15 protein-coding genes are annotated in these 18,843 nt (G+C 61.9%); 6 read left to right on the top strand and 9 right to left on the bottom strand.

Annotated features, from left to right (window positions below; all coding sequences use genetic code 11):
• Positions 1-24: 24 nt before the first annotated feature.
• From ACZ9HU_RS13040 to ACZ9HU_RS13005, 8 genes are all read right to left on the bottom strand, one after another.
• Positions 25-801: an energy transducer TonB gene (locus ACZ9HU_RS13040; RefSeq protein ID WP_476105533.1), complete on the bottom strand. Its 777-nt coding sequence runs from the start codon at positions 799-801 to the stop codon at positions 25-27.
• 69 nt (positions 802-870) lie between these two features.
• Positions 871-1,860 carry an FAD:protein FMN transferase gene (locus tag ACZ9HU_RS13035; protein ID WP_476105531.1) on the bottom strand — a complete coding sequence of 330 codons (990 nt, stop codon included), beginning with the start codon at positions 1,858-1,860 and terminating at the stop codon, positions 871-873.
• A 2-nt stretch (positions 1,861-1,862) separates the two neighbouring features.
• Complete coding sequence (locus tag ACZ9HU_RS13030; RefSeq protein ID WP_476105529.1) at positions 1,863-2,807, bottom strand: DUF4198 domain-containing protein; 945 nt, start codon at positions 2,805-2,807, stop codon at positions 1,863-1,865.
• Between the two features lie 31 nt (positions 2,808-2,838).
• On the bottom strand, positions 2,839-3,324 hold the full coding sequence (locus ACZ9HU_RS13025; protein WP_476105528.1) for a DUF2271 domain-containing protein: 486 nt from the start codon (positions 3,322-3,324) through the stop codon (positions 2,839-2,841).
• A gap of 12 nt (positions 3,325-3,336) precedes the next feature.
• Entirely contained in the window at positions 3,337-3,960 is a 624-nt protein-coding gene (locus ACZ9HU_RS13020) for a PepSY-associated TM helix domain-containing protein (protein ID WP_476105527.1), read from the bottom strand.
• Positions 3,957-4,700 (bottom strand): tetratricopeptide repeat protein, encoded by a 744-nt coding sequence (locus tag ACZ9HU_RS13015; RefSeq protein ID WP_476105525.1) that lies wholly within the window; start codon positions 4,698-4,700, stop codon positions 3,957-3,959. Before ACZ9HU_RS13015 ends, ACZ9HU_RS13020 begins: the two co-directional genes overlap by 4 nt.
• Positions 4,701-4,702: 2 nt before the next feature.
• Complete coding sequence (locus ACZ9HU_RS13010) at positions 4,703-7,045, bottom strand: TonB-dependent receptor (RefSeq protein WP_476105523.1); 2,343 nt, start codon at positions 7,043-7,045, stop codon at positions 4,703-4,705.
• 138 nt (positions 7,046-7,183) lie between these two features.
• Positions 7,184-8,248 carry a nucleoside hydrolase gene (locus tag ACZ9HU_RS13005; protein WP_476105521.1) on the bottom strand — a complete coding sequence of 355 codons (1,065 nt, stop codon included), beginning with the start codon at positions 8,246-8,248 and terminating at the stop codon, positions 7,184-7,186.
• A 245-nt stretch (positions 8,249-8,493) separates the two neighbouring features.
• Here ACZ9HU_RS13005 and ACZ9HU_RS13000 point away from each other — a divergent pair, with 245 nt between their 5' ends.
• The gene (locus ACZ9HU_RS13000) at positions 8,494-9,756 is read left to right on the top strand and encodes an HD-GYP domain-containing protein (RefSeq protein ID WP_476105520.1); all 1,263 of its coding nucleotides are present in this window, start codon (positions 8,494-8,496) and stop codon (positions 9,754-9,756) included.
• A 6-nt stretch (positions 9,757-9,762) separates the two neighbouring features.
• Here the strand turns inward: ACZ9HU_RS13000 and ACZ9HU_RS12995 are convergent, their stop codons facing one another.
• Positions 9,763-10,680: a LysR family transcriptional regulator gene (locus tag ACZ9HU_RS12995; RefSeq protein ID WP_476105518.1), complete on the bottom strand. Its 918-nt coding sequence runs from the start codon at positions 10,678-10,680 to the stop codon at positions 9,763-9,765.
• Between the two features lie 270 nt (positions 10,681-10,950).
• Between ACZ9HU_RS12995 and ACZ9HU_RS12990 the strand changes: the two genes are divergently transcribed.
• From ACZ9HU_RS12990 to ACZ9HU_RS12970, 5 genes are all read left to right on the top strand, one after another.
• The gene (locus ACZ9HU_RS12990; protein WP_476105517.1) at positions 10,951-12,378 is read left to right on the top strand and encodes an adenosine deaminase family protein; all 1,428 of its coding nucleotides are present in this window, start codon (positions 10,951-10,953) and stop codon (positions 12,376-12,378) included.
• Positions 12,379-12,485: 107 nt separating this feature from the next.
• Positions 12,486-14,909, top strand: coding sequence for a TonB-dependent siderophore receptor (locus ACZ9HU_RS12985; RefSeq protein ID WP_476105515.1), 2,424 nt, complete (start codon positions 12,486-12,488; stop codon positions 14,907-14,909).
• A gap of 66 nt (positions 14,910-14,975) precedes the next feature.
• Entirely contained in the window at positions 14,976-16,127 is a 1,152-nt protein-coding gene (locus tag ACZ9HU_RS12980; protein ID WP_476105512.1) for a purine nucleoside permease, read from the top strand.
• Positions 16,124-17,482, top strand: coding sequence for an 8-oxoguanine deaminase (locus tag ACZ9HU_RS12975; RefSeq protein WP_476105511.1), 1,359 nt, complete (start codon positions 16,124-16,126; stop codon positions 17,480-17,482). Before ACZ9HU_RS12980 ends, ACZ9HU_RS12975 begins: the two co-directional genes overlap by 4 nt.
• A complete protein-coding gene (locus ACZ9HU_RS12970) occupies positions 17,479-18,840 on the top strand; it encodes a uracil-xanthine permease family protein (RefSeq protein ID WP_476105510.1) in 1,362 nt (453 codons plus the stop codon). Before ACZ9HU_RS12975 ends, ACZ9HU_RS12970 begins: the two co-directional genes overlap by 4 nt.
• The last annotated feature ends 3 nt before the right edge of the window (positions 18,841-18,843 follow it).

Here is an 18,843-nt window from a genome sequence, read left to right as displayed (position 1 = left end):
GCGCCCTTCGCGGCGCCCTCAATCTTAGCGCTTGAGCGAGAAGGGAATTTTCAGGAACCCGCGCAGCATTACCGCTTCGCCCCCGCGCATCATCGGCGTCCAGCGCCACTTGCGCACAGCGTCCAGCGCCGCCTTGTCCAGACGAGCAAAGCCGCTGCTGTTGGCGACGGAAATTTCCACCACGCGCCCATCGGTGCCAACCAACAGGCCCAGCGTCACGGTGCCTTCCTCCATATTCCGGCGCGATTCCAGCGGATAGGACGGCGGCGTGAAGGAGAGAATGCGCGCGCCCAGATCGCCAACCTCGGCCGGACCAGCAGGCGCCTTGGGCGCGGCGGCCACGGGGGCAGGGGCGGGCGCCGGGGGCGCGGGCGGGGTAACCGGCACGGCGGCGGCTTCCTGACCCACGGGAATGGCAACGGCCAGAGGCGGCACCGGCGCGTCAGGCTGCGGTTGGGCCACCTGTTGCGGCATAGACGGCATATCGACCACCTTGTCCACCGGCTTGCTCTTGGGCGCGGCGGGGGGCGGGGCGGTCAGGTCCATCGTCACCACATGGTGCTGACGCTTGGCATGGGGGGCGACATTCATCCAAACCATCGCCGAAAACAGCGCGCCCACCGCAAGCGCGGAGGCCACCATTGCGGTCCCGCGCGGGCGGCGGGCCTGCTGGGCATAGGAAGCGCTGGGAATAAAGGGAGCCGCAGGCGCCGGGGCCGCAAAGCTGAGTCGCGAATCGCCGAAATGGGCGGAAAACTCGGCTTCGTCGGTCACTCGAAAGGCGTACATGGGCTGCCTCATAGGGTCGTGGGATGCTCGCTATTGCTAACGATTAGCAAAATGGCGCGACCCAAACAAGGCTTATTGCATTTAATTCGCAATCATGTCGCAAAGTGTGGCACTTATGACCTCGGCCCCGTCATCCATCACCCATCGCACCGCCAAGCCCAGCTTTTCGGCCAGTTTTCCGCCTCGCTCCGGCCCCAAAACGCTCATCGCACTGGCCCATCCATCGGCGATCATCGCCTGAGCATGGATGACGCTGCAAGACAGCACGCCGCTTTGTGCTGGACAGCCGGTGTTCGGATCCAGATTGTGGTCGCCGCGGATATAGGTGCCCGATGTCGCCACCGCCAATCCGTGCAGGGCGATTCGAAAGGGTGTCAATGAGGGGCCAACCGGATTTTCCAGATCGACCCACCACGGCTGGCCATCGGGTTGAACGCCCCATCCGGCCAATTCGCCGCCGACCTCGACCAGCCCATGGCGGACGCCCATTGCGCGCAACAGCGCCGACAGCGCATCGACCGCATAGCCTTTGGCAATGCCAGACAAGTCGAGCGATACGCCGCCCGGTTGGCGCAATCGCCCCGTCGAGCTGTCCCATGCCAATCGCGCTACGTTACAAAATGGCATCAATTCGGCCACGTCCTGCGCATTGGGTGCGCGGTCGACCGGGCCGGGTGGGCCAAAACCCCAACGATCGACCAGCCTGCCCATCGCGGGGCTGAACGCGCCGCCGCTGGTGTGGGTCAAGGACAGGGATGCGTCAATGACGCGGGCGAAATCGGGCGAGAGATTGGCCCATGATCCGCCCGTCAACCGATTGAAACGGCACAACTCGCTGTCGGCTTGCCAATGGCTCATCTGGGCGATCAGATCGTCAAGGCGGGCGACAATTGCGACCTCAACCCTGTCCGCATCGCCCCTCGGCCAAACCGCGCGGACCCGCCAGATCGTGCCCATGGTCTGCCCTTGCAGCATCAGCACATCGGCCTTGGGATCAAGGCCGCGCATCGCTTCGGCATCAATGACCGGCGGCAGGGCAACACGCACCTGCATGTCCCCTGCCGCCGCCATGTTTACGGCGCCATCACTTCGAGCGTGGCGGTATAGGACATCCGGCGCTCGGTTGCGCGCGGCGTGCTGGGCTTGTTGTCGGTGGCGGTGACGTTCACCCAATACATGCCGGGACCTGCCCACTTGACGGTGGCCACGCCATTGGCATCGGTGGTGACTTCAAAATCGCCCTCGTCATCGCGATAACGCTTGCCGCCGGGAATGATGGTCAGCTTCAGCCCCTTGGCGGGCTTGCCATCGATCAGGAAGCGGAACTTGCCCGGTTCGTTCGATACCAGATCGGCCGGATGGGTGATGGGCTCGAATTCCAGCCCCTTGCCGGTGGATTTGAACACCGTGTCGGTGGGCGCGCCGCGCGTGACATAGATCTCGTTGCGGCTGATCGCTTCGGTCAGCTTGAGATCGGTGGCATTGGCGGGAATGGCGTCCAGAGCCACGGTTTCAATCGGCGCGCGGCCCGGACCACCCGGACCACCAGGCCCGCCAGGCCCGCCGGGGCCACGACCTTCACCACCCGGACCACCGGGGCCACCCGGACCCATCGCGCCCGGCGGCGGGCCGGGGCGGCGGCCTACGCGCTTTTCAACGCCATCGACCTTGAAACTGCCCATGACGTTAAAGCCTTCGGTGCCGATCTTCCACGTGCCGGGCTGGGTCAGGTGAACGTCAAACGTGCTGCGATAGCGGGCCGTGATGCCATGCTCGATCTTGCCCGGCGTGCCATCGGGGGCGGTCACCTTGATCTGGGCCAGTTGCATCGGGAAGTGGTCGGGAAAGAACAGGTCGTTCGACACGGCGGCGTCTATACTGGCCCACGGATCGTCGCCCGAATAGGTCGTGGCGACGGGCAACAGCCATTGGCGGTGCGCCTGTGCGGTGATCGGCAGCGCCAGCGCCGATGCGCCGGCCAGCAGGGCAAGTGCCTTGGAAATCATCTTATTGGCCATGGAGTGGCTCCTTGATGGACATTTGGGGGCTTTAGGGAAGGGTGACGGCAACCGTGCCGATTTCACCGGCAGCATCCTTGCCCGACGCCTTGCCGCCGGTGCGGGGCAGGGTGAAGGGAACGCTGACCAGTTCGCGCCCGCCGGTTTCACGCGCCGCCTCGACTTTGAGCGTATAGGCGCCCGGCTTGAGATCGGCGGGAAGCGGGATCGTGTGATGGCCCGGCGCGCGGGTCGCGCCCGACATGCCGGCGGGGGGCGTGCCGATATTGCGGCCCGCCACGCGCCACCATCCACGCAGGTCCGACAGCCATTTCGTGCCCGGATCGCCGCGATGGTCGGCATCATACCATACCGCGATGGTGCGCGGTTGAATCCCTGCGCCTTCGACCCAGATGGCGACATAGGGGCGGTGATATTCGGCCACCGACAGGCGCGGCAGATCGACCGAGATCGAACCGGCCATCGCGGCACCCGGCGCCAGAGCCAGAACGGGGGCAATTAAAGTGGAGCGTTTCATCAGTGCTTCCTTCTAGGGAACCAGAAAATGGACAAGCAGCAGCGGCACGATCAGCCCCAGCCCCACCAGCGGCCATGTCGAGGGGCGGCGCTTGGAATGGAGTTGCAGCAGCAGCAGGCCGGTGAGTGTGAAGATCACGCAGGCGACCGCAAAAATGTCGAGGAACCACACCCAAGGCCCGCCCGCATTGCGCCCTTTGTGCAAATCATTGGCCAGCGAGAGCAGGCCACGGTCGGTCAATTCCGACGTGATCGCGCCAGAAACCGGATCAATCGAGACAAAGCCATCACCGCCCGGACGGGGCAGGTTGACCGTGATCGCGTCCTCGGCCCATTCGGCATCACGGTTCGCGACGTTGATGTGAACGGCCTGCTCAACGGCGCTGGCCACCGGGGCGGGCAGGGGGCCGGTGGGCGCCGAATGGCCCTGTAGCAAGGTCAGCGCGCCCGGCGACAACTGACCGCTGGCGGTGACCACTTTGGGGTTGGCGGCAAAGGCGCCGGCATGGTTCAGCGTGATTCCGGTGATCGCGAAAAACAACATGCCGATCAGGCTGATCGCCGCGCTGATCCAGTGCCATGTGTGGAATTGGCGCTGCCAGAATTGGCGGGCGGCGCCATTCTTCTTTCTGGTCATGAAGAGGTCTTATCCGTCGATGCGCTGGCCAGAAGCTCTGCGCCAAAGCTGCGCAATTCTTCTTCCTCGCGTTGATTCAGCCACTGGGCCATTTGCCGACGAAAGCGGGCGTGGCCAAGGCGGGCGGCCTCGACAAGCCAGCGCTTTGCCGCGTCCAATCGACCTTGCGCGATTTCCATGCGGGCATGGTTGAAACAGCCGCGAAAATCGCCACCTTCGGCCGCGCGGGCATAGTGATAGGCCGCCACGTCCAGATTGACGGGAACCTCCCAGCCATCCTCGTGAAAGGACCCGATCATGTTTTGCGATTTGGCATGGCCCATCGCGGCGGCATGGCGGAACAATTCGAGCGCGCGCGCCCGGTCCTGCGCAATGCCGCGGCCCAGCGTCAGGGCGGTGGCATAATTATAGAGGCCCCAGACATCGCCCTTTTCGGCGGCGGCGGCGAACCATTGCGCGGCCATTTTCGGGGTTTCGGCAACGCCCCAGCCTTGGTCGAGGCAACGGCCCACCATATTCATCGCCTCGGCCATGCCCGATTGGGCGGCCTGAATGAACCAGTGAAAGGCGGCTTGGGGATCAGCCTTTACCCCGCGCCCGTCCAGAAGGCATTGGCCGTAATGCAACGCGGCAAGGCGGTCGCCGCCACGCGCCGCCTTGCCCAAAGCGTTGGCGGCGCCGGCGGGTTCCCCCGCCAGCACCGCCTGCCATTCCTCCACCGTCAGCGAGGAATTTTCCATACTCAGTACTTGAAGCTCAGGCTGCCCAGAATGGTGCGGCCTGCGGCCTGATGCGCATAGTGGCTGGCATAGAGCTGGTCGTAGTAGAGCTCGTTGGTCAGGTTAAGCGCCGAGAGCTTGATGCCGACGCGATCGGTAAGCTGATAGGCCGCGTTGGCATCAAAGCGCCAGTAGGACGGCGCATAAACCGCGCGCACCGTCGCCGCGGTGTTGCCATAGGCATAACCGCCATAGACCTTGGCCATATAGATTGCGCCGCCGCCGATGGTGATCTTGGGCGTGACCTTGTACGAGGTGTTGAACGTAACGCTGTCGAGCGGGGTGTTGGGTGCGCGCTTGCCCGTGGTGGCCGAAACAACATAGGCACCGCCCACCGACGAGAAGCCGCTGTTGGTCATGACCGAGGGCATATGTGCCCAGCCGCCAAACACGCTCCATTTGTCGTTGATATTGCCGCTGAAGCCCAGTTCGAAACCGCGCACGCGCTTGTCACCGATAAAGCCGACCGTGCCATTGTCCAGCGTGGCGCGGGCATTGGTGGTGCGCGTCTGGAACAAGGCGGCCGAAAGCATCAGGTTATTGTCGAACAGGGTCCATTTGGTGCCCACTTCATAGGTCGTGGTTTTTTGCACCTTCAGATCGTTGGGATCAATTGTCGTTGCGGTCAGGGCATTGTCTTCCTGACCCTGGGCAAGGAACGAACCGGGGGCGATAGCCGCCGTTGAAGTCGAGATATAGACGCTGCCGTTGGGGCGCGGTTTGTAGACCAGCCCGGCCTGATAGGTGAAGAGGTCGTCCTTGCGGCGCACGGGGCTGCGATTGGCGGTATAGGGCGCAGCGCTGGGCACCAGAACATGGGTCAGGAAGCGGTCATAGCGCCCGCCAAGATTGACCATGAATTTGTCGGACAGGGTGATTGTGTCAAACACATAGGCCGAAAGCGTCGTCCAGTCCGTCGCCGTTTGCGAATTGCCGGGGCCTTTCAGGATCGGGCCGGTAAAGGCGTCAAACGGGTTGGGCGTTGATGCGCTGGTGCAAATTGCGCTGGTGCCGGTCGTGGCGGTCGGGCATGCAATGGCGGTGGCCACAATCGCGCCGGTGCTGGCGTTGGACAGATAAGTGCCAATGGTCGATTTTTGCCAGTTGTATTCGACGCCGGTCGAAAAGCTGTGCTGGATGCCGCCCGTGTTGAATTTGCCGCTCAGGTCGAGCTGATCGACAATGCCGTCCTGGGTGCTGTAGCGCGCATTCACGCGGCGGGAAATCGTCCCGTAGTTGTAAAGGTTGCCGCGCGAGTCATCGGGCAGGGTCCAGAGGTAGTCCTGTTCGGTATTGGTATAGCGCAGCGTGTTGCGCAGCTTCAGATCCTTGGCCAATTGCGTTTCAAAGCGCGCGCCAAAGCCGTCGGTGTTGGTGGTGCGGAAATCGCGGTTGACCAGCCCGTAAAAGGTTCCCCGGCTGCGCTGGACCGTGCCGCCGGTGGCGGTGGTGAAGGGGGCGGTGCTGAGCGGCGCGACTTCGGTATAGCCAGCGCCCAGCGAGGAGGCGATGCGGGTATAGGGGATGCCCTGATCGGGCAATTCGCTCGATTGCATGTGATAGAAGTCGAGCGTCAGGCTGGTCGGGCCGGTCATGCCGATTTTCAGCGAGGGCGCGATGCCCCAGCGGCGCTGCCAGATATAATCGCGGCCTGCGACGCCCTGATCATGGTACATGGCGGCAACGCGCGCGCCGACGAAATCGCTGATCGGTTGATTGATGTCGGCGGTAAAGCGCTTGTAATCCTTGGTGCCATAGGTGGCGTCAACATTGAAGAAGCGGCGCTTTTCGGGGCGCTTGGTGACGATGTTGATCGAACCGCCGGCATTGCCCGAACCATTGGTGATGCCGTCCGAACCGCGGGTGATTTCGATGGCTTCGACGGCAAAGGTTTCGCGGCTGGTGGCGGCAATGTCGCGCACGCCGTCCAGATAGATCGAGTTCGAGCTGTCCGAACCGCGCAGGAAGGGGCGGTCGCCCAGCGGATTGCCGCCTTCGCCCGCGCCCAGCGTGATGCCCGGCACCGTGCGCAGCGCTTCGGCCAGTGTGGTCGAGGAGGTGTCTTCCAGCACCTGACGCGTTACAACAGTGATCGAGCGGGGCGTATCGACCAGATCGGCGGTCGCCTTGGGCGAGGACTGACGATCGGCCTTGTAGGTGCCGGATACGACGACCGTGTCGGTGACGGCAAAGCTGCCCAGATCGGTCTGCTGCGGAGCGGTTTCTGCGGCCATGGCGGGGTTGGCGATGGCGGGGGCGATCAGCGATGCGGCGCCGAGCAAGAGGGGCTTGCTGCCGGAATTCATGGGACCATCCTTATTGCGATTAAGTTGCAAGAGCCTATTGAGCAAATGCGAATGCGTTGCAATAGGAAAATTCCATAAAATTAAACCGCGCCTGAACGGACAGGCGCGGCGTGGCGATTTTGCTACACTTGGGCCGGATTAACGCCCGATCAGGCGCACGAACATCTCATTCAATCGCGCAACATCAACGGCATAGACGATCTCAACATCTCTTTCGCCCAGTCCCGGCCCTTTGCCCGCAGGCCATGTCAATAACGCGCCGTAATTGGCCCCCGGCATCAGATCGACATCCATGGCCAGTTTCCCGCGCCGCGTGATGATCGAAGGATCGATCCACACCGCCGCCTGAATTTCATCCCACAATGGATAGCCCGGCTGGGCAATCGATTTGACATAGCGCGCCGTGGGCGAACCCGACGCCGTCGCGCGGGCCAGAAGATCGGCCGTGCCAAAGGCGTTTTGCGTGGCGTCATTGGTCACCAGCGTCACCTTGGGCCATGGCGCGGCAAAGAAGATATGCGCGGCTTCGGGATCGAAATAATGGTTGAAGGACATGCGCGGCGAAAAGGCCACCTGCATGTCGAATTCATCCTGCTTGCCCGTCAGATCGTGGCCCAAGAGATTGCCGCCTTCGGTAATGACCTCCTTGATTCGCGGGGCAAAGCCATCATCCATTCGTGCGGCCAGCGCCAGATTGGTCAGTGGCCCCATGGCGATAATCGTGATTTGTCCCGGATATTTGCGGCTTTGCGCGCTCAGGAATTCGGCAGCGCTCATGGGAAGGGGTTTTGTCTTGGGACTGCCTTCGGCCATGGGGGGGACGATGTTGGGGGCGTGGGGTTGGCGCCGGGCGATGGTGTTATAGGCCGGCCATTCATCCATCCACGCACCTTTGTAGGGCACCGCGCCGTACAGCGCCTCGCGGCGACGATTGCGCTCCTTGCTGTTGATCAGGGGAAAGGTGGCCCCGGCGATCACCGGAATATCCGTCCGCCCCACCAGTTCAAGCATGCGCAGCGTGGCGGCGGTTTCCTCGGCCTGCCATCCATCGCCGCTGACCGTGGTGATGCCCAAAACCTCGACCGTGGGATCGTTGATCAGCATCAGGATGGGTTGCAAACCCGGCCCTTCAAACGCGTCCTGATCGATGATGACTTTGCGCCTTTCACTCGCGCCTTGCGCGGGCAGGGCGGTGGCCAGCATCAGCAGCGTCAAAATGGCAACCCATGCATGCGCAAACCGATGGAAAAATGCCACGATGGTAAAACTCCGATAACCAGAAAAAGGACCGCATTTTCGGACCGTATATCGGCCATGCCCATACGCGGAAGCGCGAAAGGCGGCGGCCAATAGGGACTCTGCCTAGATACAGCCCTTCCGGATTTTATGACTTTGACGCCATTTGCATGATTTCGCGTCGCAACTCAGACTAAATCCCACCAGGACCCATGCTCAAGCGGATCGATCCCCATCAGGCACAACTCGGCATGTTCATCCATAAATTGGAGGGCAACTGGTTCAGCCACCCCTTCTGGCGCAGCCGGTTTCTGCTGGATGATGAAGAGCGCCTGAGCCGTTTGCGCGCCAGCGATGTGGCCGCCGTCATCATCGACACCGAAAAAGGGCGCGATGTGGCCGATGGCGAAATCATCGCGGCCAGCCCTATTGCCACCCCGCGCCGCCGCCGCCAGATGTTGCTGGACGAACAAAAGGCGGCGCAGCGCCCGCCCTCAGGCTCGCTTTCCCCGCGCAGCATGGCGCGCGAATTTGGCCGCGCCGAACAGGTTGCCGACATGGGCGGCAAAGTCATTTCCCGCGCCTTTATCGAGGCCCGTCTGGGCAAAGCGATCCAGCCCGAAGTTATCGCCCCGGTGGTCGAATCGGTCTTCGCCTCGGTTCAGCGCAATGCCCATGCGTTCAATGGATTGATGCGGTGCAAGCGGGACATGGAATATCTGTTCCGCCATGCCTTGGCGACATCGGCCCTGATGATATCGTTGGGGCGACAGATGAAGTTGCCGCCTGATCAGTTGCACGCCGCCGGTCTGGTTGGCCTGTTGATGGACAGCGGGATCGCGTTGCTGCATCTGCCGACCGGATGGCAGGGGGATATTCAGGATCTGTCCGAAACGGCGTTGCGCGAACATGTCCTGTTCGGGCGCGATTTTGTCGCTCTGGGCGGTTTTGACGATGCGGTGGCGCGCGCATGTTACGAGCATCACGAAAGGATCGACGGCACCGGCTATCCCGAAGGCAGGCAGGGCGCTGAACTCAGCCTGCTGGGCCGGATGGCGGCGATTTGCGATGCTTTTGACGATCTGGCCAATCCGTTCAAGGGAACGCCGGTGTCCGATCCAGCCATCGTGGTGGAAAGCATGTTGGCCGATCATGGCGCCTATGACCCCGACATTCTGCGTCAATTTGTGGTGATGGTGGGGGTCTATCCGGTCGGCTCGATCGTGCTGCTGGCGTCGCACCGTTTGGCGATGGTGGTGGATCAGAACGCCGATGATCCCGCGATGCCGACGGTGCGCTGCTTCTATTCGCTCAAGGTCGGGCGGGCGGTGGCGCAGGAAACGGTGGATCTGAGCAATTGCTATGGCAAGGACCGGATTGTCGGGCCGGTCGATGCCGCCATGCTGGCGCAGGCCGATCTGCCCGATATTGGCCAGATACGGATGAAGCTGCTGGCCGCGGCCTGCGCGGGATAGGTGGCCTCAGCCCGCAGGTTGATAGGCCAGCGCGGAAAAGCCCTGCTGGATTTCGCCAAGCACCAGATCGGCCGCATAGGACAATGTCCGCGACGTCGCCGTGGTCAGCGCCAGAACCAAAGGTTTCAGGATAGGATCGGCCAGAGGGGTAAAACAGAGCGTGCCCGCGCGCACTTCACTGGCCACATCGACCCAGGACAGGACACCGATCCCGACGCCTTCCTGCACCAGGCTGGCGATCATCTGGATATTGTCGGACGTGAATACGCGTGACAGCGGAACCTGCGCCGCCCCTTGCAGGACGGCGACCTGATTATGCACGGCCAGAGGCTTTGCCGGCAGGATGATCGGCAGATCGGCGGCCATTGAAAAGCGTGCGCGGGGCAATTGCCCGATGGGGTGGCCCGGCGGGCTGACAATGCCCAGCGGCACTTCGGCAAAGGCGCGCACGGTCAGGTCGCGGATCGATTGCGGTTCAAACCCGATGCCGAAATCGACGTCCCCCTCGGCCACGGCATCGCGCATCACCGCGCTGTCCAATATGCGCAGCGAAACCGTAATGCCCGGATAGCGCCGGTGCATCGCGGCGATGACCTGCGGAATATAACCTTTGGTCAGGGCATGGATGATGGCGATTTCGACATGCCCGCGCTTCAGCCCGCGCAGATCCTCGATCCGCGCCCGCGCATCGGCCAGAGACTTTTGCCAGTTGCCGCCCGCCGCCATCATGATCTCGCCCGCCGCCGTCAGGCGCAGGCCCGATGGCAGGCGTTCGAACAGGGGCATTCCCAATTCGGCCTCGGCATTAAGAATTTGCCGATCGATGGCCGAGGCCGAAACATGCAATTCATCGGCCGCCTTGCGGATGGAACCGGTGCGGCCCACCACCATGAAATAGCGCAGGAAACGGGAAAAGGCTGGCATGTGCGGCTCCGAATGCGGGGGTGCGCTCATTTTTGCAACGCTGTGTCTAAAACATTGCGATTGATTGCTACACGTCAAGCCTTAAGTGTGAACCCGAAGGGTCAGGGGACCCTTATCGGGGATAAATCTTTGAAAATTTCGGTTGGCACGGGGCGGTTGGGTGTCATGGCTTTGCGCATGCGGTCGCGCGGAGCAAGGGCGTCGGAACGTTCCGCCGGCTTGCTGACCTGTGTTGCCTTGGCCGGCGCTGCGCTCCTCCCTCACGCAGCAATGGCCAAAAGTGCGACCACCGTCGCCCGCGCAGTTCCCTCTCCAATGCGCGAGGCGGCGGTGGCCAGCATGATGGCCGATGCCGCAAAGAACCCCACCGACCTGCGCGTGTTCCTGCGCGCCATGCCCAAGGGCGGCGATCTGCACAACCACCTGTCGGGTGCGATCTGGGCCGAGGACTATCTGCGCTGGGCGCAGGAGGCGGGGTTTTGCGTGACCGCCGATGGTTTGGGCGTGGAACGTCCCGCATCGGGCACCTGTGCGCCGGAACGGCGGATCGACAATATGGATGGTCAGGAATCGCCCGGCTATGCCAAGTTGGTCGACAGTTTTTCGACCCGTGGGTGGCAGGCGGGCGTGGGTCGCAATGACAAATCGGGCCATGCGAAATTCTTTGAAACCTTTGCCCGTTTTGGCCCGATCGCCAATGTTTCGACCGCGCATATGCTGGCCTCGGTGCGCCGCAATGCCGCGCTCAATCAGGTCAGCTATCTGGAACTGGACCATAACACGAACGCCTTTTCGCGCGCCATCATGGCGGCGGGCGACGCGCCGATGGGCGAGGGTGATATTGCCGCCGTGTTCGAGGCCGATCATGCGTTGATCCAGCCCTTGCTGGCGCAGGCCAGCGCCGAATTGACCAAGGACGAGGCCGACGCTGCCAAGGAATTGCAATGCGGCACGCCGCAGGCCGAGGCCGGGTGTCAATTGCGGGTGCATTACCTGTTTCAGGCCCTCCGCGCCTTGCCGCCGCGCATGGTGTTCCGTTCGTTGATTTCGGCCTTCATGCTGGCCGATCACGACCCGCGCTTTGTCGGCATCAACATCGTCATGCCGGAAGATCACCCGCTGGCTTTGCGTGATTACCGTCTGCACATGGCGATGATCCGTTTTCTTGCGGCGCGCTATCCCAAGGTAAAGCGGACGCTGCATGCGGGCGAATTGGGCGCGACGCAGGTGGCCCCGACCGACCGCGCCGACCACATCGCACAGGCCATTGCCGCCGGGGCGCAGCGCATCGGCCACGGCGTTGACATCGCGGGCGAGGAAAATGCCGAAGCCACCATGGCGCGCATGGCCCGCAAAGGCATTGCGGTGGAAATCAACCTGACCAGCAATGACGTGATCCTTGGCGTCAAGGGTGAGGCGCATCCGTTGGGCCTTTACCGCCGCCATGGTGTTCCATTTGTCCTTAGCACCGATGATGCGGGCGTTTTGCGCAGCGACATGACCGCCGAATATGTCCGCGCGGTGCGCGAACAGGGGCTTTCCTATCGCGATCTCAAGCAGGCTTCGCGCAACAGCCTGACCTATTCCTTCCTGCCGCCTGCGGAAAAGGCGCAGGCGCTGGCCCAGCTCGAAGCGCAATGGGATGCGTTCGAGCGTGACCGGCTGGCCACCAAGGGCGCGGCCGCAAAGGGGCCATAATGCGTATCACCACAAGATAAGCCGAAAAGGCATTCTGGAGAGGACAGGGATTTTTGATGCAAAAGACCGGCCGCGCATGCGTGGTTCGGGTCAATATGGGGGCATGTATGATGAATATTCAGGAGAAGTCCGTTCACGGGCTGCGCGCGCCGCGTCGCTCATTGGCTCTGGCGGCGGTTTTGCTGACCAGCTCGATCTTGTCCGCGCCGGCCTTTGCCGCCGACGCACCGGCCGAGGAAAAGAAGGAAATCGTGGTTCAAGGCTCGCTGGGCGCGTTGCCATTGAAGGATGTGGGCACGATTTTCGGGTTCAACAAGAACCTGGTGGAAACGCCGCGTTCGGCCTCGACCATTTCCAAGGAACAGATGGAGCGTTTTGGCGCCACCGAAATCTATGACCTTGTGGCGCAATCGCCGGGCGTGTTCACGAACTCGTTCTTTGGCGTGGGCGGCGCTCTGGATATTCGCGGGACGCCGGGTGAAATCTATTTCCGCGGCATGCGCCGTCTGGATAATCCGGGTAACTATCCCACGCCTCTGGGCGCGTCGGACCGCATCGACATCGTGCGCGGCCCGTCTTCGCCGATCTATGGTCCGTCCAAGACGGGCGGTTACATGAACTTTGTTCCCAAGTCGGCGCGCGCAGGCAAGGGCAAGTTCCTTGATCATGCCGAAGGCGAGATCAACTATACCGGCGGCAGCTGGAGCAAGAATGTCCTGTCCGCCACGATTCGCGGGCCGGGCAAGCTGGGCAGCAAGGAGTTTGGTTACAGCCTTTATGGCGAGGTGGAGGACAGCGGCTCCTATTACGCCAATATGGGGACCAAGCAGACGATCCTTCAGGCCAGCTTCGAAATGGATCTGACCCCCACGCTGCGCCTTGAATTTGGCGGAATGTACCACAATTACAAGGGCCAGCAGAACGGCGGCTGGAACCGCCTGACTCAGGATCTGGTCAACAACGGCACCTATCTGACCGGCTCGGCCAAACCGTTGGACACGACGGGCGATGGTAAACTTCAGGCCGGCGAATTTACCAATGTGGGCAATTTCAACCCGTTCTTTGTAAACCCGGCCAGCGCGACGAATGCCAGCTTTGCTGCATATCCCTGGCTGGCGCTCAGCTCCACCGGGCGGGGCACCACCACGCTCAGTCGCAAGAATGTGTTGACGGGCCCCAATGACAAGCTGTGGAACAAGGCGATCACGCTTTACGCGGATCTGATCTGGAACCCGTCCGACACGCTGGAAATCAAGAACCAGCTTTTCTATGACGGTTATGACAACCTGAACGAGAATGCCTATGGCTTCTCGCAATTCCACAATTCCTATGTCATCGAAGACAAGATCGTCGCGACCAAGACCATCGAAAACAGCGCGGGCAAGTTCCAGATCCAGCTCAGCCCGTCGATCCGTTACACCGACTTCCTGCACGGCGATGACTTTACGTTTGAATATTTCCACCGCGTCGATCTGACGCAGGGCTATAATGCGCTGTCCACCCGCCGTCTTTCGACCCAGTGCAATTGCGAATATTCGAATTATACCCGTGGCTATTACACCGACACGGCCTTTGCCGCTCTGGCTGATCTTGACTTCAAATTCGGTCTCGATGTCACGCTGGGCGGTCGTTTTGACAGCATTGATGTGCGTTCCAGCAACGATTTGAGCAAGCTGCGCGTGGCGACGGGCGTCGCGCCTTCGGCCTCGGCCAACAATGGTATCTGGAGCTGGACGGCCAGCGCCAATTACAAGCTGCCTTTCGGTCTGGTGCCTTATGGTACGATTTCGCGCCAATCGACGGTGATTGCCGGTCAGGGCGCGGAAATCTATACGTCGAACGTTTCGACCAACACCTGGACCACCGCGTCGAAGATGTGGGAACTGGGTATCAAGGGGTCGTGGCTGGGCGGTCGCCTCTATGCCGCGATCGACACCTATAATCAGAAGCGTACCGACTTTTCGATCCAGTCCTCGACTGTCAACCAGTCGGTGGAAACCCGGGGGATCGAAGCCGAAGTCCGCTGGTCGGTGGACCGCCACCTGCTGATTTCGGGCAATTATACCAAGACCAAGGTGTACAATCTGTCCTTCCTGAATGCGGGCAGCACGTTCAGCTTCCTTGGGATCGAGGATCTGAAGGGCGTTGACCCCTATCTGATCCTTGGTGGACAGCCGGGCGGTCTGATTTCGACCAATACGATGGACAAGGCGCGCCGCGCTGGCATTCCGACCAACACCTACTCGGCCACGGCCACCTATGCGTTCGACAATGGTCTGGCCTTTGCCGTCAGCGCGTCGGCCTTTGATTCGGTGTTCTCTGGTCAAAGTCAGGCTGTTCGTCTTCCCGCCTATACGCTGGTTGACCTGTCGGCCAGCTACAAGACCGGCCCCTGGCTGTTCCGTCTGGTCGTGAAGAATGCCACGGATGCGACCTATTTCCGTGCCAACTTTACCGAACTGTTCGGTTCGACCATCGTCCTGCCGGAAAAGCCGCGCAGTGTGCAGGGTTCGGTTGTTTACAAGTTCTGATCTGTGAAAAGGGCGGGGCGCGTCATCACGGCGCGTCCCGTTTTTATGTTTTTAGGGAATGGTTTGATGGTAAAGGCGCGTTACAAGGCTTTGATGCTGGCTCTGGCGGCGGGAATGGCGGGGGCGGCGATGGCCAAGCCTGCGGCGATCAGCCCCCGTGCGGCTCTGGCGGCCATTGCCAAATGCGCGCCCGCCGGGCCTTGTGCCACCCATTTGCCGGTGCGCGCGGTGGTCGTTACCCTGTTTGAAATCGGCAAGGATGAGGGCGACAAGCCCGGCGAATTCCAGCTTTGGAAAGCCCGCGCCAAGCTGACCGAACGGATCGCTTTTCCGCAGGGCTATCACGACCTCTACTACAACCCCGACACGCAGGTTTTGGGCATTGTGACGGGCATGGGCAATATCAAGTCGGCCACGGCCACACTGGCGCTGGGGCTTGATCAACGGCTTGACCTGTCCAAGGCCTACTGGCTGGTGGCGGGCATTGCCGGGATCGATCCGGCCGCGGGCAGCGCGGGCAGCGCGGCCTGGGCTCGCTATCTGGTCGATGGCGATATGGCGCATGAAATTGACGCACGTGAAATTCCCTCTGGCTGGAAATATGGCTATTTCCCGATCCATGGATCGACCAAGGTGGAGGCCGACCCCATGGCCGGCCCCGCGCCAGAGGCCGTCAATGGCGAAATGTTTGCCCTGAACGCAGGGCTGGCCCAATGGGCCTATGGTTTGACCAAGGATATCAAGCTGCCCGACGACGCCTCGATCGCGGCACAGCGTGAGATGTACAAGGATTTCCCCGCGGCCCAGCAGCCGCCCCGCGTGATGATGGGCGATCAATTGGCGGCGATGACCTATTGGCATGGTGAAAAGCTGACCCAATGGGGCCGCGACTGGGTCAAATACTGGACCCATGGCAAGGGCACTTTCGTCACCTCTGCAATGGAGGAGACGGGGATCATGCAGAGCCTTGAATATCTGACCAAGGTGGGCCGTGCGGATCGCAACCGGGTGATGGTCCTGCGTGCGGGATCAAATTTCACCATGCCGCCCAAGGGGATCGCCCCGGCCGAAAACATGGCGCGTGAGAATGGCGGCTATACCGGCATGACGGCGGCGCTCGAGGCGCTCTATGCCGCCGGGTCAAAGGTTGTGGGTGAAATCACCACCAACTGGCCGCGCTATGAAAAGACCGCACCCAAGGCTGATATCGCGCCATGAGCCGGACGGTCATCATCCATGCTGACGTGATCGCCTGTATGGATGATGGCGGCACGGAAATTGCCGATGGCGCGATTGCCTTTGAAAATGGGGTGATTCTCGCTGTCGGTCCTACCGATGCGTTGCAGGAATGGCGCGTCGGGGCCGACGTGATTGACGCGACCGGATGTGTCATTACGCCGGGGTTGGTGAACACGCATCACCACCTTTATCAATCGCTGACGCGGGCGGTGCCGGGATGCGCTTCGACATCGCTGTTCGGCTGGCTCAAGACGCTCTATCCCATCTGGGCGCGCTATAATCCGCAGGATATTTTCAACGCGACGCGGCTGGGGCTGGCCGAACTGGCGCTGTCGGGTTGTACGACCAGCAGCGACCACCTCTATCTTTTTCCCAACGGTTCGCGGCTGGATGATTCCATCGCGGCGGCGGGCGATATCGGGATTCGCCTTCACGCCACGCGGGGTGCGATGAGTGTGGGGGAAAGCGCGGGCGGATTGCCGCCTGACTCTCTGGTCGAGGATGAGGATGCCATTCTGGCCGATTGCATCCGCGTGATCGACCAATTCCACGACGGCAACGATGGCGCGATGGTGCGCGTGGCGGTTGCCCCCTGTTCGCCTTTTTCGGTCAGCCGCGACCTGATGCGCGAGGCCGCCTTGCTGGCCCGTGACAAGGGCGTGATGATGCACACCCATCTGGCCGAGGATGCCGATGATGTGCGCTACAGCCTTGAGAAATTCGGGTGCCGCCCGGGACAATATGCGGAAGGGCTGGGCTGGGTCGGGCCGGATGTGTGGCATGCCCATTGCGTCCAACTGGACGAGGCCGAGATTGCGCTTTTTGCGCAGACGCAGACTGGCGTGGCCCATTGCCCCTGCTCCAATTGCCGTTTGGGCAGCGGGATCGCCCCCTTGCGCGCCATGCTCGACCGCCGCGTCCCGGTGGGCCTTGGCGTCGATGGTTCGGCCAGCAACGACAGCGGCCACTTGCTGAACGAGGCGCGTCAGTCGCTCTTGCTGCAACGGGTCAAACATGGCGCGGAAGCGATGACCCCGCGTGAGGCCCTGCGCCTTGCCACGCGGGGCGGGGCGCAAGTTTTGGGGCGCGGCGATCTGGGACAATTGACGCCCGGCTATCGCGCCGATCTGGCCATCTGGCCGGTCAATGGCATCGCCAGCAGCGGGGCGTGGGACAAGGTGGCGGGCCTGATCCTGTCGCCTCCGGCCGCGCCGCGCGACGTTTTTTGCGAAGGCCGCGCGGTTGTACGCGATTTTGCGCTTTCCCGGATCGATGCGGCCACGATTACTTCTGCTGCTCAATCCTCGCTATCCCGCCTGATGGAGACGCCATGACGACCAAGCCCACGCCAGAGCAATTGCGTGACCCGGACTATTTTCCCGGTTTGGCTTCGGCGATCCCTTTGGGGATCCAGCATGTTCTGGCGATGTTTGTGTCGAACATCACGCCTGCGATCATCGTGGCGGGGGCGGCGGGTTTCGGGTTCGGGTCGGGTGATCCGTCGGAACTCATCTATATGATCCAGATGTCGATGCTGTTTGCCGGCATCGCGACGCTCATGCAGACGATCGGCATGGGGCCAATCGGTGCGCGGCTGCCCTTGGTTCAGGGCACCAGCTTTGCCTATATTTCGGTGATGGTGCCGATTGTCGCAGGGCGCGGCGTTTCGGCCATGTCGGCTTTGATGACCGGAGCTTTGGCATGCGGGGTGGTCCATGCGTGCCTGTCGCGGCTGGTGGGGCGGATCAGGTTTGCCTTGCCGCCGATGGTGACGGGGTTGGTGGTGTTGATGATCGGCCTGTCGCTGATGCGGATTGCGGTGGAATATGCCGCAGGAGGCCCGACCAAAATCGGCACGCCCGATTATGGCGCTTGGCAAAGCTGGTTGCTGGCCGGGACGGTGGTGGTGGCGACCTTTGCGCTTAAATTTTATGGGCGCGGGGTGTGGTCGACGGCATCGGTGCTGATCGGTTTGCTGGTGGGCTATGTGCTGGCCTTTGCTATGGGGCGGGTTTCGCTGGCGCCGGTGGCCGGGGCGGGGTGGTTCATGTTGCCCATGCCGTTCCATTTCGGGCTGAGCTGGTCCACATCGGCGATTATCGGCTTTGTGCTGACGGGCTTTGTCTCCTCCATCGAAACGATTGGCGATGTTGATGCCATTTGCGAAGGCGCGGCGGGGCGTCCGGCCACGGACAAGGAATTGATGGGATCGGTGGGCGCCGATGGCGTCGGGACGGCGCTGGCAGCGGTGTTCGGGGCGATGCCCAACACGACATTTTCGCAAAACGTTGGCCTGATCGCGATGACCGGGATGATGAGCCGCCATGTCGTGACGCTTGGCGCGGCTTTGCTGGTGGTGTCTGGCCTGTTGCCCAAGGTGGGGGCGGTGATTACCACGATCCCTATTGAGGTGCTGGGCGGCGGGGTGATCGTGATGTTTGGCATGGTGGCCTCTTCGGCCCTGTCCATGTTGTCGCGGGTGGAATGGAGTCAGCGCAATATGCTGATCTTCGGCACGGCGCTTTCGCTCAGCCTTGGGTTGCAATTGGAGCCGGGCGCGTTGGCCTATATGGCCGAAACGCCGCGTATCCTGTTGTCGAGCGGGGTTTTGCCGGGGGCGTTGATTGCGCTTCTGCTCAATCTGGTTCTGCCGCAGGAAATCGGCGGGGAAATGGCGCTATCCGCAAAATGACGG

It is taken from the genome of Novosphingobium sp. Sphag1I (assembly GCF_056279125.1).
This window is presented reverse-complemented; position numbering and strand designations above follow the sequence as displayed.